15 protein-coding genes are annotated in these 13,295 nt (G+C 71.4%); 11 read left to right on the forward strand and 4 right to left on the reverse strand.

The features are described from left to right. Positions 1-10 precede the first annotated feature (10 nt). The 11 genes from IW245_RS09575 (at position 11) to IW245_RS09625 (ending at position 10,281) form a co-directional block, all read left to right on the forward strand. Positions 11-853, forward strand: coding sequence for an aminoacyl--tRNA ligase-related protein (locus IW245_RS09575; RefSeq protein ID WP_197002817.1), 843 nt, complete (start codon positions 11-13; stop codon positions 851-853). Further along, positions 846-1,850 (forward strand): NAD(P)H-dependent flavin oxidoreductase, encoded by a 1,005-nt coding sequence (locus IW245_RS09580; RefSeq protein ID WP_197002818.1) that lies wholly within the window; start codon positions 846-848, stop codon positions 1,848-1,850. The genes IW245_RS09575 and IW245_RS09580 overlap by 8 nt, the downstream gene beginning before the upstream one ends. After that, positions 1,840-2,868, forward strand: a complete 1,029-nt coding sequence (locus IW245_RS09585) for a methyltransferase (RefSeq protein ID WP_197002819.1) — start codon at positions 1,840-1,842, stop codon at positions 2,866-2,868. Before IW245_RS09580 ends, IW245_RS09585 begins: the two co-directional genes overlap by 11 nt. Then, the gene (locus IW245_RS09590; RefSeq protein ID WP_197002820.1) at positions 2,868-3,101 is read left to right on the forward strand and encodes a hypothetical protein; all 234 of its coding nucleotides are present in this window, start codon (positions 2,868-2,870) and stop codon (positions 3,099-3,101) included. Before IW245_RS09585 ends, IW245_RS09590 begins: the two co-directional genes overlap by 1 nt. Further along, positions 3,098-3,745: a cysteine hydrolase family protein gene (locus IW245_RS09595; protein ID WP_197002821.1), complete on the forward strand. Its 648-nt coding sequence runs from the start codon at positions 3,098-3,100 to the stop codon at positions 3,743-3,745. The genes IW245_RS09590 and IW245_RS09595 overlap by 4 nt, the downstream gene beginning before the upstream one ends. Positions 3,746-3,817: 72 nt before the next feature. Further along, positions 3,818-5,149, forward strand: a complete 1,332-nt coding sequence (locus IW245_RS09600; RefSeq protein ID WP_197002822.1) for a condensation domain-containing protein — start codon at positions 3,818-3,820, stop codon at positions 5,147-5,149. Next, positions 5,146-5,955, forward strand: a complete 810-nt coding sequence (locus IW245_RS09605) for an HAD family hydrolase (protein WP_197002823.1) — start codon at positions 5,146-5,148, stop codon at positions 5,953-5,955. The genes IW245_RS09600 and IW245_RS09605 overlap by 4 nt, the downstream gene beginning before the upstream one ends. Position 5,956: 1 nt before the next feature. Beyond that, positions 5,957-7,303 (forward strand): MFS transporter, encoded by a 1,347-nt coding sequence (locus tag IW245_RS09610; RefSeq protein ID WP_197002824.1) that lies wholly within the window; start codon positions 5,957-5,959, stop codon positions 7,301-7,303. 44 nt (positions 7,304-7,347) lie between these two features. Continuing rightward, on the forward strand, positions 7,348-7,614 hold the full coding sequence (locus tag IW245_RS09615) for a phosphopantetheine-binding protein (RefSeq protein WP_197002825.1): 267 nt from the start codon (positions 7,348-7,350) through the stop codon (positions 7,612-7,614). After that, complete coding sequence (locus IW245_RS42125; protein WP_197002826.1) at positions 7,601-8,761, forward strand: cytochrome P450; 1,161 nt, start codon at positions 7,601-7,603, stop codon at positions 8,759-8,761. Before IW245_RS09615 ends, IW245_RS42125 begins: the two co-directional genes overlap by 14 nt. 8 nt (positions 8,762-8,769) lie before the next feature. Next, positions 8,770-10,281: an amino acid adenylation domain-containing protein gene (locus IW245_RS09625; RefSeq protein ID WP_197002827.1), complete on the forward strand. Its 1,512-nt coding sequence runs from the start codon at positions 8,770-8,772 to the stop codon at positions 10,279-10,281. A gap of 64 nt (positions 10,282-10,345) precedes the next feature. Here IW245_RS09625 and IW245_RS09630 read toward each other — a convergent pair whose 3' ends face one another. The 4 genes from IW245_RS09630 to IW245_RS09645 form a co-directional block, all read right to left on the reverse strand. Next, positions 10,346-10,912, reverse strand: a complete 567-nt coding sequence (locus tag IW245_RS09630) for a GNAT family N-acetyltransferase (RefSeq protein ID WP_231398732.1) — start codon at positions 10,910-10,912, stop codon at positions 10,346-10,348. A gap of 89 nt (positions 10,913-11,001) precedes the next feature. Then, a complete protein-coding gene (locus IW245_RS09635; protein ID WP_307788875.1) occupies positions 11,002-11,376 on the reverse strand; it encodes a putative quinol monooxygenase in 375 nt (124 codons plus the stop codon). A 108-nt stretch (positions 11,377-11,484) separates the two neighbouring features. Beyond that, a complete protein-coding gene (locus IW245_RS09640; RefSeq protein ID WP_197002829.1) occupies positions 11,485-12,528 on the reverse strand; it encodes a hypothetical protein in 1,044 nt (347 codons plus the stop codon). Next, on the reverse strand, positions 12,529-13,008 hold the full coding sequence (locus IW245_RS09645) for a SigE family RNA polymerase sigma factor (RefSeq protein ID WP_233472417.1): 480 nt from the start codon (positions 13,006-13,008) through the stop codon (positions 12,529-12,531). Between the last annotated feature and the right edge of the window lie 287 nt (positions 13,009-13,295).

Consider the following 13,295-nt stretch of genomic DNA (forward strand, 5'->3'; position numbering starts at 1 on the left):
GTCATCCGCCATGCGCGTATCCCCCGATGGTTTCACGCTCGCCAGCCCTGGTGCCGGCCTCGCGGTGCTCGACCCCGCGCAGACGGCGCTGCGCAACGATCTCGAGGCAGCGTTCCTGCGGCTCGCCGCCCAGGTGCTCGCCCCCGAGGTGGTCCCGCCCGCGTTGCTGCCCGTCGCGGGCCTCGCCGAGCTCGACTACTTCAAGAACTTTCCGCACCTGTGCGTGACGGCCGACCGGTTCTCCCCGCCCGCCGTCGAGGCGTTGGGAAGCGGGATGCCCGTCGGCGACCTAGCCGACGGTCTGCGGCAGTCGACGGGATTCGTCCTGCCCTCGGCCACGTGCTACGGCGTGCTGCTCGCCCTGCGCGACCAGCAGCTGGCGACGGAGGTCCGGCTCACCGCCGTCGGCAGGTGCTACCGCAACGAGGACCACTTCGACGGGCTGCGCCGGCTGTGGGGCTTCCACATGCGGGAGGTCGTCTACGTGGGCACTCAGGACGGCGCCGACGCGCACCTGAAGGTGTCGCGCACCTTCATCGAACAGTTCGCCGCGCTCGCCGGTCTGGAACTGACGGTGGTCGCCGCCAACGACCCGTTCTACGACACGGACGGCTCCCGGGCGACGCTGACCGCGCTCGACCCGGTCAAGCACGAGTTCCTCGCCCCCGACGGCACGGCCATCGCCTCCGTGAACCGGCACCGCAACTTCTTCGGCACCCGGCTGGACATCACCCATGAGGGCCGGGCGGCGTACAGCAGTTGCACGGCGTTCGGGATCGAACGGTGGATCCACGCGCTCACCCTCGCCCACGGATCGGCGGAGGCCGCACGGGACAGGCTCGCCCGTGGCTGACATCGCCGACGGAGCCCGCGCGCTCGGGGTGGAGTTCCCCCTCGTCCAGGCGGGGATGGGTGGGATCGCGAACCCCGACCTCGCGGTCGCCGTGTGCGAGGCGGGGGCGTTGGGCACCATCGCGCTGTACAAGCTCGACGCCGAGCGGTCCCGGGACTTGGTGGCCGAGACCGCGGAGCGCACGGGGCGCGCCTTCGGCGTGAACGTCATCCCGGAGGTGGCGGGCGAGGCCCTACTGCGCCGCCAGCTCGACGCGGCCCTCGGCGGCCTCCCGGCGGGCCGGACGGCCGTGCTCAACAGCTACGGCCTGCCGCCCCGCTGGCTGGCCGAGGCACTGCGGGGCGGTCCCTACCGGCTGCTCGTCCAGGTGGGCACCGCCGACGACGCGGCCCGCGCGACTGACCTCGGCTGCGCCGTGGTGGCGTTGCAGGGCACCGAGGCCGGCGGTCATCTCCTCGGACGGCTGACCAGGTCCGCGCTGCTCGCCGAGACCGCCGGTCGGGGGCTCGGCGTGCCCCTCCTGGCCGCGGGCGGGCTGAGCCACGGGGCCGAATTGGCGGCGGCGTCCCAGCAAGGGGCGGCCGGCTGGATGTGCGGGACGGCGTTCGTCGCGGCCGTCGAGTCGGGCGCCCATCCGCGCTACAAGCAGGCCCTGGTGGCCGCAAGCCCCGGCGACACGGTTATCACCGACCGGTTCGACATCGGATGGCCCGGCCGCAGGCACCGGGTGCTCCGTGGGGTCGTGACCGACAGCCCGGCCCCGTTGCCCTCGTCGTTCATCGCCTGGACGACCGTCGCCGGGGGCCGGCAGCCGGTCCCCCGTGGTTCCGCCGCCGCGCCGACGGCGGAGGCGGAGGGCGGCGTGGACGAGATGGCCCGGTACGCCGGCACCGGCTGCGTCGCCGTCACCGCCGTGACGGGCGCGGCCCGGATCGTGACCGACCTGCGCACCGGTTTCCTGCACGCACTCAAGGAGTCGAACACACATGGCCGTTGACCTGGGAATGGCACAGATCAACCAACTCGCCTTCGGGTACTGGCAGTCCCAGGTGCTGTTCGCCGCCGTGCGAACCGGGGTCTTCGACGCGCTCGCCGCCGAACCGTTGCCGGCCGGCCCGGTCGGCGACCGTTGCGGGCTGGAGGCCGGCCCGGCTCTGCGCCTGCTGGACGCCTGCGTGGCGGTCCGGCTGCTCACCCGCTCCGCCGACGGGATCTACGCCAACGCCGGCCACACCCAGCGGCTGCTCACTACCGGCTCCACCGAGTCGGTGGTGCGGTGGGCGCGGGTGATGTCGCGCTGGTACGAGCCGTGGGGGAATGTCACCGAGGCGCTGCGCAGGGGCGGGTCGGTGGAGGAACGCGCGCTGCGCCTCGGCGACGACCCCGCCTACGCGGAGGACTTCATTCTCGGCATGCACGAGTACAACGCGCGGTCCGCCGACGCGCTGGCCCGGTCGATCGACCAGCTCGGCGCCCGGACCCTCGTGGATGTCGGCGGCGGGGCCGGGACGTACAGCGTCGCGTTCTGCCGCGCGTGGGACGACGTGCGGTGCGAGGTGGTGGACCTGGAGTCCGTCGTTCCGCTGACCCGACGGACGGTCGAGGACGCCGGGTTCGCCGACCGGGTGACCGTGCGGGCCGGTGACTACTACAGGGACTCCTTCGGTTCCGGGGTCGACGTGGTGCTGCTGTCCAATGTGCTGCACCAGGAGAGCCCGGCGCACTGCCTGGACATTCTGCGCCGGGCGCGCGCCGCGCTGGTCGACCGCGGCCGGGTGCTGGTGCACGGTCACTTCCTCGACGAGGACCGCACCTCACCGGTGTTCACCACGCTGCACAACCTGTCCGCGCTCGTCCTGTGGGACGGCGGGCGCAGTTACACGACGGCCGAGATGGCGGAGCTGATGGCCCAGGCGGGCCTGACGGATGTGCGGGAGTTCCCGGCGGCGGAGCCGTCCGCGAAGCTCCTGATCGGACGGACACACGAGGCAACCACTGAAGGAGCGCACCCATAATGGACGACGTCGTCGCCTGGATCCGGGACCGGAACCCCGAACTCGCGCGGACCCCGGCCCCCGACGAGGACCTGATCGAGGGCCGGGTCATCGACTCCCTGGCCTTCCTGGAGTTCATCTACCTGCTGGAGGAACTGACCGGGAGGCCGATCGACCTGCAGAGCGTCACCATCGAGGACTTCCGGACGCTGGCGACGATCGAGCGGCGCTTCTTCGCCGGGGTGTCCTCATGACCTTTGATGATCCCTACACCGCGCCGCACTTCGACTCCGCCACGCTCGTCACGATCGACGTGCAACGCGACTTCCTTTCCGAGGCGCCCCACGGCGTGCCCGGCACGACCGAGGTCCTGCCCAACCTCCGGGCGGTGATCGCCGCGTTCCGGGCGGCCCGACGCCCCGTGATCCACATCGTCCGGCTCTACGACGTCGGCGGCGCCAACGCAGAACCATCCCGACGCAGACTTCTGGAAAGCGGTGTACAGCTCGTCGCGCCCGGCACACCCGGCAGCCAACTCGCCGACGGCCTCGCACCGCCGAACGCACCGGAACTCGACCCTGACGCCCTCCGCGCCGGCGAACCCCAGGTCCTGGGACCGGACGAGTACGCGCTGTTCAAACCCCGGTGGGGAGCCTTCTACGGCACGACACTCGACGAACTGCTACGGACCCTCGGCGTGGACACCCTGGTATTCGCCGGATGCAACCTGCCCAACTGTCCCCGAGCCAGCATCATCGAGGCCAGCGAACGCGACTACCGCGTCATCCTCGTCCCCGACGCGGTCTCCCGCACCACCGACACCGGCCTGAGCGAGATCGCCGGCCTCGGCGTACACCTCATCTCCACCACCGCACTCATCAGCCACCTCGCCGGCTGAGCCACCACACCTGTCTGGAGAACAACCATGCTCGGACGCCCACCACTGGGCCGGGTCGACCGCGGAGGCTGGATGCCGGCGTCGTTCACCCAGGAGGAGCGCCTGCTGGTCGGGCGCGGTATCCACGTGCCGAACAATTCCGTCGCGATCGGGCTGCACCTGCTCGGCCCGCTGGACGTCGGCGCCCTGGAACGGGCGGTCGCCGCGCTCGTCGCGCGGCACGAGATGCTGCGGTCGACCTTCCCCGAGGACCCGGCCGGCTGCCGGATCGCCGTGACCGACGGCCGGGACATCACCCTGCGTCGCCTGCCCGCCTTCGGCGGCGTGGAGCAGGCGCTCGCGGCGTTGGCACAGGCCGCGCAGGTGCCGTTCGACCTGGCCGGTGGTCCGCTGTTCCGGGCCACCCTGGCCAGGATCTCCGACGCCGAGCACATCCTGGGACTGACGCTCGACCACATCCTGGTCGACGGCCTGTCCTGCCAGATCCTGCAGCGCGACCTGCTCGCCCTCTACGACCGGGAGACCGGCCAGGGCCCCGACCTGTCCCCGCTCGACCTGCAGTTCGCCGACTACGCGACGTGGGAACGCGCCTACCTGCGCGGCGAACCGCTGGAGCGGCTGATGGGCCACTGGCGCAACGCGTTGGCCGGCATCGACGCGATCCCCGCCTCCGGCCTCACCGACCCCGACGCACCGGCCGGGCGAACGGCCGGGCTGGCGCTCCGCAAGGCCGCCATCCCGACCGACCTGCGCGACGCCCTGGACCGGACCGCCCGTGCCGGGCGGGTCTCGCTGTTCGCGGTGCTGTCCGCCGCGCTCAAGGCGGTCGTGCACGGCCGCCGACGGCGACTGCGGGACGACGACGCGGCGGACGTCGCCGTGCTCGGCTCGCTGAGCAACCGCGGCCACCGGGCCATGAAGGACGTCGTCGGCTACTTCGCCACCCCCACGGTGCTGCGCACGAACCTTGCCGGCGACCCCACTCTCGCCGAGCTCGCTACCCGGGAGGCACAGGTCGTGTTCGGCGCGCTGTGCCACCAGGAGGTGCCGCACGCGTTGATCACCCGCGAGCTCAGCCCCGGGCAGTACGGCATCAGGCACCGGTTCGGGCAGGCGGACGTGCCCCGGTACATCAACTTCGACATGGCCCAGGACTGGGGTGCCGCACTGCGGCAACCCGCGCGTCTGCGGGTACGCACCGCCCGCGTCCCGGTGTCCGAGGTGCCCCGCGGCGGCCTGCGCCTCATCGCGCGGGAGAAGGCCGACTCGCTCGTGCTGGAGTTCCGGTACCGTACGGACTTCTACGGCGCGCCCTGGGCCGAGACGTTCCTGGCCGACTATGTCAGGCTGCTGAACCTGTGGCCGACCCGGCCGAGCAGCCGGTTGTCGGAGCTGGGGCTGTGACGCCGCCGTACCGGCTGGTCGCCACGGATCTGGACGGCACCCTGCTGCGTTCCGACGGTTCGCTGCCGGCGGGCACCGTGGAGGTGCTTCGCCACCTGCGCGGCCGGGGTGTCGAGACCGTGTTCGTCACCGCGCGGCACCCGAGTGCCGTCCTCGCGTTGGACGTGCCCCGGTCTGCGGTCGACCTGGCGATCGTCTGCGCCGGGGCGGCCTGGTACGAGTTGCCCACCGGCCGGTTCCTGCACGAACAGCCCCTCGGCCCCTCGGTGTGCGCGCACCTCGTGCACGAATTGCGGGCGGCGGTGCCCGGCGTGCGCTTCGGGTGGAACACGTCGGAGGTTCCCGGCGACGTTGTCGTCGAACCCGGCTACTTCCCCGCCGGCACACCGGCCGGTTGGCGGACCGCGGCCACGGGGAGCATGGACCGCCCCGTGCTGAAGTTGTTCGCCCGCGCCCCACGCGGCGGTGAACGCGACTTCGCGGCGGTCGCCGACGGCCTCCTGCTCGGCAGGGCCCGGATCGTGCACAGCACCGTCGGCTTCGTGGACCTCACCCGTCCCGATGTGAGCAAGGTGTCCGCACTGCGGGCGCTGTGCTCCGAACGCGGCGTCTCCGCCGCTGAGGTCCTCGCGTTCGGCGACGCGGGTGCCGACCTGGAGATGCTGCGCTGGGCCGGCCACGGGGTCGCCGTCGCCAACGCGGAACCGGAAGTACGCGCGGTCGCCGACGCGGTGGCTGGGGACTGCGACGACGAGGGCGTGGCCGCCTACGTGAGCGCGTGCTTCCACCTCGAAGGGCTGGTGTGAGATGAGTCCGCGCCGTCCCTCGGGCATGCGGGGCTACACCGTCCTGTGGGCCGGGCAGGTGATGTCGGTCAGCGGGGCCCGCATGGTCGCCTTCGCCTTCGGCATCTGGTTGTTCCAGCGCACGCACAGCACGGTCGACCTGGCCGCGATGACCATGACCGCGTTCGTCGCGACCATGGCGTGCAGCCCGTTCGCGGGCGCCGCGATCGACCGGTTGCCCCGCCGCCTGACCATCGTGGCCAGCGACGCGGGCTCAGGCGTCGTACTTCTCGTGCTCGCGATCCTCTTCGCCACCGGCGGCGTCGAGGTGTGGCAGCTGTACGCGGCGAACGCCGTGATCGGAGCGTTCGTCGCGTTCCAGGGCCCCGCGTACTCGGCGACGATCGCCGTGATGGTCGACGAGAAGCACTACGTCAGGGCCAATGCGATGCGGTCGATGGCCGAGTCCATCCCGAGCATCCTCGCCCCGGCCTCGGGCGCCGCCGTCTTGCAACTCGTCGGCATCGAGGGGGTCGTCCTCGGCGCGCTCGCCGCCTCCCTCGTGGCCGTCGGCACCGCGTTCTGCGCGGCGATTCCGGACGCCGGCGACCGGGGCGCCGCCCGGCGGCAGGGGCTGTGGTCGGGTGCCTGGTCGGGGTTCCGCTACATCGCCGGACGCCGCGGGCTGCTCGGCATCCAGCTCACGTTCTTCGCGATCAGCCTGATCTCCGCGATGGGATGGCAGGTCCTCACCCCTATGGTGCTGCTGCGCACCGGGGACGACGAGGTTGCCGCCGGCCTGGTCCAGACCGTGGGGGCCGTCGGCGGCGTCGTCGGCGGCCTGGTGATGACCGCGTTGCCGTCCCCGGCCCGGCGGATCCGGGGGGCACTGGCGGCGATCATCGTCTACATGCTCCTCGGGCGGCTCGTCCTGGGCGTCGGCGACGGCCCGCTGTGGTGGGCGGCCGGCTGGTTCAGCGCCTGGTTGTGCATGCCGTTCCTGCGCGGGTACCTCGACGCGATCTGGCAGCGAAAGGTCGACACCGGCATGCAAGGCCGGGTGTTCGGGGCGCGCCAGTTCCTCGACAACCTGTCGCTGCCGATCGCATTGGGTGCGGTCGGCCCGCTCGTCGACCGGGTGCTGGAGCCCGGCATGCGTGAGGGCGGGGCACTGGCGGCGGTTTTCGGCGGGCTGGTGACGCCCGGCCCCGGCGGGGGCATGGCACTCGTCTTCCTGGGTACCGGAGCCGTCGGCACCCTCGTCGGCGTGGCCGCGTTCCTGGTACCGGCCATCCGCGACGTGGACACCGACCTCCCCGACCACGACCACCGCACGCCGTCGACGACCGAGGAACTGGTGCAGGCGTGATCCCCCTTGACACAGCGACAGCACCGAGAGCAAAGGAAACGGCCATGACCGAAGCGGCCTTCTACCAGAACATGACGGCCTTCCTCAGCCAGCTCGACGACGAGGCCGGGGCGCCGGACATCGGACCAGACGACAACCTGTTCGACGAGGGCCTGGTCACGTCCATGTCGGTGGTGCGGATCGTCGCGCACTTCGAGACACTCGTCGGCCACCGCGTCGACGTCGCCCGGCACGGCCTCGAACGGTTCTTCACCCTCCGCGAGATGTACCAGCTGGCGAACGCTCTGGGAGCTCCCGGTGCGCGCACCTGACCGGCCGGCGGCCCGGCTCGACTTCACCGATCCCGGATTCCAGACGAACCCGTGGCCGCTGTACGACTGGCACCGACGCCACGAGCCGGTCACCTACTCGGAGGCGATGAACTGCTACTTCGTCTTCGGCTACCGACACGTCAGGCACGTGCTGACGTCGCAGGACTTCACCGCACACCACCCGTTCCGGCGTAGCAGGGTCGCGTTCGGCCCCTCGGCGCTCGACAGCGAGGGGGTCGTCCACGCCCGGCTGCGCGGCTCGCTCACCGAACCGTTCCGGCCCAGGACGGTGCTCGGGTACCAGCAGGTCATCTCCGACATTGTGCGGAGCCTGGTGGACGAACTGCTGCCGTCGGGGCGGCCCGACTGGCTCGACGAGCTCGCGTGGCGGCTGCCCACCCGGGTGGCCTGCCGGATCCTGGGCCTCCCCGAGGACGACGACCGGCTGCTGTACCAGATGATGCGGCCCTTGATCCTGTTCGTCGACCACGCCACGGTGGGCTACGCCGACGTGGTGGGGTGTCGTGACCGGCTCCGCGCCTACCTGCGCGACACCATCGACCTCGGGCTGGACCGCGAAGCGATGCTGCGCGGCATGGTCGAGTCGAGGACGCTCACCGACGGGGAGATCGTCGACAATGCGATCCTGCTCCTCGCCGCCGCGACGGAAACGACCTGCTCGGCCGTCATCAACCTCCTCGCGCGGGTGGCGGGCACGCCCGGGCTGTGGGCGTCGTTGCGCGCGAACCCGTCGCGCGTGCCCGCCGTGGTGGCCGAGACGCTCCGCCACGAGCCGCCGCTGCACGTCACCTTGCGCTACGCGGCGGCGGACGTGGAGCTGGCCGGTTGCGCGATCCCGGCCGGCGCCCCGGTGCAGGTGTGCCTCGCCAGCGCCAACCGCGACCCCGACGTGTTCGCCGACCCCGACACGTGGGACTCGGGCCGCGAACGCCACGTGCCGATGACCTTCGGGGTCGGCAGGCACCACTGCCTCGGATCAGCCCTGGCCCAGGCGGAGTTGGAGACCCTGGTCCATGAGCTGCTCGGCCGGTTGGCGGACCTGTGGACCACCGCACCGACCGACCTCGCACCGCGCGGGCGCACCTTCCGGAGCGTGCAGGGCCTCCGGCTGGGCCACCGGCCGTGAGCGCGGCGATGGATTCGCTGGTCGCCCGGTTCGCGGCCAGGGTCGCCGCCGCGCCCGGGGCACCCGCTGTCGTCGACGGCGCACTGTCACTCAGCTACGCGGACCTGGACCGCTGGTCCGACGCGGTGCACGCCCGGCTGCTCGCGGAGGGCGTCCGGGAGGGGCAGCTGGTGGGGTTGAGCGTGTCCCGCGGCGCGCGGGCCGTGGCGGGGATCATCGGGATACTCAAGGCGGGATGCGCCTACGTCCCGCTCGACCCGGCCTACCCGGCGGCCCGGCGGAACCTGATGACCGCGGACTCCGGCGTCCCAGTGGTTCTGGTCGACGCCCCGGACCGTTCGGCCGGGGTCGCCGCAGGCGCGGTGCGGACCGCCGTCCTGCCCGGCCCGTTCGAATCCGCCGACCGAACCACGTCGTCCTGGCCGGTGGACGCGGACGCGCCGGCCTACGTCATCTACACGTCCGGCTCGACCGGTACGCCCAAAGGCGTGCCGGTCCGGCACCGCCAGATCCTGGACCTGTTCGACGCGTCGGCCCGCCACTTCACCTTCCTGGCGTCTGACGCGTGGACCCTGTTCCACTCGCACAGTTTCGACTTCTCGGTATGGGAGATGTGGGGCGCGCTGCTGCACGGCGCCCGCCTCGTGTGCGTGCCCGACTCCGCGCGCGTCGTTCCGGCCGGGTTCGTCGAACTGCTGGTCCGGGAACGGATCACGGTACTCAACGCCGTGCCGTCCGTATTCGGCCACCTCCTCCGCGGGACCGACCATGCCATGTTGGCCCTGCGGTACGTCGTCTTCGGCGGGGAGTCCGTCGACCCGGCCGCGCTGGCCGGCTGGCTGGTCCCGGGCGCACCCGAACTGGTCAACATGTACGGCATCACCGAGACGACCGTGCACGTCACCCACCGCCGGATGACGACGGAGGACCTGCGGTTCACGGGGCCCGGCACCCTGATCGGCGTCCCCCTGCCCCACCTGGACGTGCTCCTGCTCGACGTGGAAGGCCGGCCGGTCCCGGCGGGCGCGCGCGGCGAACTGCACGTGGGCGGGTCGGGAGTGGCCGACGGCTACCTGGGCCGACCGGAACTCACGGCGAGCCGCTTCCCCGTGCTGCCGGGCCTGGACGGCGAGCCGTGCCGGTACTTCCGGTCCGGGGACATGGCGAGCTGGTCGGCAGAGCACGGCAGCCTCGTCTACCACGGCCGCCTGGACGACCAGGTGCAGATCCGCGGATTCCGGATCGAACTCGGCGAGGTCGAGGCCGCGTTGCGGGCCGGCACGGGGGTGGCCGGCACGGGGGTGGCCGACGCGGTGGTGGCGGTGGAGCGCAACGACCATGGCGAGGATGTCCTCGTCGCGTGCGTGGTGCCTGCGGGCATGGCACGTCCGTCGGCGCGGGCACTGCGCCGCGAGGTCGCGTTGACGCTCCCCCGGCACATGGTGCCAGAGCGGATTCGCGTGATCGACGAACTGCCCCGCACCGCGTCGGGCAAGGTCGACCGGCGCAACACGGGTTGACATCGACCGGCCCACGACGAGGGAAGGCGGCGCCGCGTTCAGTAAGGGCCCGTGACGGGATCGCTCAGGACACCGGCGGGTCCGTGCGGAGCCGCGCGTGCAGATGTTCGTCGTGTAGTCGCCCGTCCGCGTACCGGTACGAGGACCGGGTCACCCCTTCCAGCGCGAACCCGGATCTCTCCGCCACCCGGCATGACGCCGTGTTGTGGGTCGAGTGCAGCAGACCGATCCGGACCAGGTCCAGCGCGTCATATCCCCAGCGGCAGATCGAGTTCACCGCGGCCACCGCGATGCCCCGTCCACGAGCCCAGGGCGCGACGGTGTAGCCGACCTCAGCCGACTGCTGCGCGGAGTCGATGTGGTGCAGGACGACAATCCCCAGAAGTCTGTCCTCGGTCGCGTTCGACACGATGAACGTCGCCCTCGTGCCGTCGCTCCAGTCAGCCATCCGCTCGCACCACTCGCGGGCCGCGGCCTCGTGCGGGAGTCCACCGATCTGCATGTTCCAGCGCAGGATCGCCGGATCGTCGGCCATCGACCACAGGTCGGCCGCGTCACGGGTCGACGGTGGACGTAGTTGGTAACGACCGGTTGCGATCTCGACGAGGTCTATCGGTGGGTTCGCGCTCATGGATGATCATTGTGCCGGGCGATGAAGCCGGCCGCACCGGCTTTTGACGCGGTCGGAGGCGGCTTGGTCGACTGGGCCGAATGGACGGCCTACGGGTGGATCTCGGCGGCGACGTCGTAGGTGCCCGGCACGAAGCCGTCCACGTGCGCTCTGAGGCGCCCGACGTGCTCGCCGAACTGCGGGCTGGACCGCCACCGGGCGAGCGTGTCGGCGTCGGGCCAGCCGCCGAAGCTGATGTAGTGCTGCGGATCAGCCTGGTCGCGCAGCAGGTGGGCGACGTCGCCCTGCCCCGCGAACTCGACAGCCGTCCAGTCGGCGAACGCCTGCCACGTGGCCACGAACTCTTCCTCATGACCAGGCTTCACTGTCCAGATTCCCACGGAATACACCATCTCATGAGTATTCCAGTCGATCCCGCTCCCAGAAGCCGGTTCTGAGATGCGCTTCTCAGAGGCGCTCACCATGCACGGGGTGGGACTCTTCGCGTGGATGCCACCCCGCGTTCCAGGCCGGGTCACCCGCCCACCGACCGGGCAACGCCGACCTGACGAACAGGCCCGTGTGACAGTGGGTCATTGCCAGTCGGCCCGGTCCGGGTAGAGGGTGAGTCCGCTGAACACCGCTGCCGCCGTGCCCTCCGCCGGCATCTGGCCCGGTTCGCGAGCGGTCGCGAGCACGGTGACGCTCAGACCCCGCACGTCGAACACGGTCACCTGGTCGTGGCCGACGGTCTTGTCCACGGCGCGGTCGGCGCTGGCCGGGTGTCCGTCGACGGTGGTGTTGACCGTGGCACCGCCGTGGCCGGTTCCCGGCTTGACCGTGACGCTGGTGTAGTCCCTGCCGAGCGTTCCGGCCCGGCGGTACAGGACGGTGGCCTGCCACGGGTCGCCCGTGTCGAGTTCCACGGACTCGATCCTCTGATCGGCGAGGGCGGCTGTCACGGGCAGCCGGATCAGCCCGCCGGTGGCGAACCGCGCTCCGTCGGCGATCCGGTGCGCCACCTCCCTGGGGTCGCCGGCCTGTCGGACCTCCACCTGCGCCCAGGCGTGTGGCGCGTACTGCCAGCGCAACCGGGCGGTGTCGCCGCTGTCGTTCGACCGGGTGGCCCAGTGCGCGGCCGCACCGTGCACGGCGGGCGCCGGGGTGGTGACCGGCTCGCCCGCCAGGACGTCCATGGCGTCGCCTGCGCCGGCCGCGAACGCCGTGAACGACATCCGGCCGGCCGGATCGGGGTCAGTGGCAGGCCCGCCGCAGGTCAGTGGACATGTCGGGGGCCGGGAAGCCAGGTGGAAGCTACTGATGGACGCGCCGATGTAGCGGACGGGCAGGAGGTCAGGAGTCCAGTCGAGCTGGGCGAACTGGACCCGGGGATTGAACTCGCCGGGCGCCTCCCGCAGGCTGCGGCCCTCCGCGAACGGCGGGGCGGGAGCGTGGGAGCCAGGCAACCCCCATACCGCGACGGTGGCTGCGACGACCAGGCACAGAGAGGCCGCGACAGTGGCTAGGACGCGTCGGGTTCGTCTCGTGTGGCGGGCGTCATTGACGGCGCGGTCGAGGTCCACGGCGGAAGGTGGCAGGTCGGCCAGTCGGGCCGCGAAGATCTCTCGGATGTCCATTCAGCTCTCCTGGTGGGTCAGATGTGCGCGCAAGGTGGCCAGACCGCAGGCGGTCTGACTCTTGACGGTCCCTTCCGAGCAGCGCAAGGCATCGGCGGTCTCCGCGACGGACAGATCCAGGTAAAACCGCAAGACCAGCGTCGCCCGCTGCCGCGCGGGCACCGCGGCAAGGGCCGTGCGGACCGCCACCCCCGTGGTGGGGTCCGCCTCCCCGACCATCTCCGGCGGATCCGCCACGAGCAGGACCCGTTTGCGCCACCGGGCCCGGCGCTCGCCCAAAAACACCCGCAACATGATCGTGCGGACATAGGCGTCCACACTGTCGGCCTGCCGCGCCCGCCGCCAGTACAGATACAACCGGGTGATCGTCACCTGCACCAGATCATCGGCGTCGTGCCAGTCCGGACACAACAGATGAGCCACCCTCCGCAGCCAGTCCATCCGCTCCCGGACATAGCCCACAAACTCCGCGTCACTCACCGAATCCCCGCCTCTACGCTGCCTCTACTCACCCTGATGGACACGGAGCGCCCCCAGGTTGCACCGTGACAGCACAAGAAGTCACAGGGCTCTCACGCAGTTGACGGGCCCCGACATTCATCGGAGCCCGTCGACCGCGTTGACGTGCACGGCCACGCCTACCTGCTGAGCATGTCCGAAAGGACTTCACCAGCGGTTCGCCGTGGGGAACCTGAATATCACCAGGTCTTGACGTACATCGGATGAACATCAGGTCGTGCCGGGCATTGCCCGGAGTCCTTGGGCCC

Source organism: Longispora fulva, from assembly GCF_015751905.1.
GTDB classification, from domain to species: domain Bacteria; phylum Actinomycetota; class Actinomycetes; order Mycobacteriales; family Micromonosporaceae; genus Longispora; species Longispora fulva.